The organism is Bacillus sp. NH11B (assembly GCF_001884205.1).
In the GTDB taxonomy this organism is placed as follows: Bacteria; Bacillota; Bacilli; order Bacillales; family Bacillaceae_G; genus Bacillus_A; species Bacillus_A proteolyticus.
On the sequence record NZ_MAOG01000048.1, the window covers coordinates 1 to 725 of the forward strand.

1 protein-coding gene is annotated in these 725 nt (G+C 37.7%); it reads right to left on the reverse strand.

Annotated features, from left to right (window positions below):
* The coding region (locus tag BAU27_RS08335; protein ID WP_139254626.1) for an IS4 family transposase at positions 1–633 on the reverse strand (633 nt) is incomplete at its 3' end.
* Positions 634–725: the final 92 nt, after the last annotated feature.

Genomic DNA, 725 nt, shown 5'->3' on the forward strand with positions numbered 1-725 from the left:
TTGAATAGACTTAAAGTCTTGTAAACGAAAATATCCTAAGTCACGAATATACAGTTCATTCTTTTGTGCCATACCTGTTCGCGTCGCACCATACGCCTGATCACTTCGTTTTCCTGGTTCAATTTTCACATCAGAAAATTCTCCACTCAACAAGTCATACTCTAGTTGAATTTTCACACCAGCTTTATGACTACATCCTCCAGCACCAGGATAAGTAGATACAAATCGATCCGGCACTTGAAATGTTGTAGAATCAAGGATAAGAATACGTTCAAAGTAAGTAGAAAGAGCATGAGAAATCTTAGATAATCCCCCAATTTTAGCTTGTAGAAGTGAAGTAAATACAGTTCGAAAGAAGGCTACAGAAGCCGAGTTAAATCGCCGATTAAGTCCCTCAGGACTTAATAAAATTCCTGTTGAAGTTTCTAATTGACTACAAAGTTGAGTAAGAGAGGTAGTAGCGATTTGTTGATTTAACCATACACACAAAGATAAAAAATGGTGCCCATGGCACTTACGCTTTCGTTTCATTCCGCCTGCTTCTAGGGCTAATTGATTAAGTGTAGCGGGAGACATATAGCGATATAACTCTTCGGCAAATAAAGACAACTCTTGACTTTGATGCATATTCATAAAAAGCACGTCACCCTTTCTCATTAACATAAGAGAATAGTAACGTGCTTTCACCTTCAAGAATAGTCTAAATCCTTAAGTTGATGGATGTG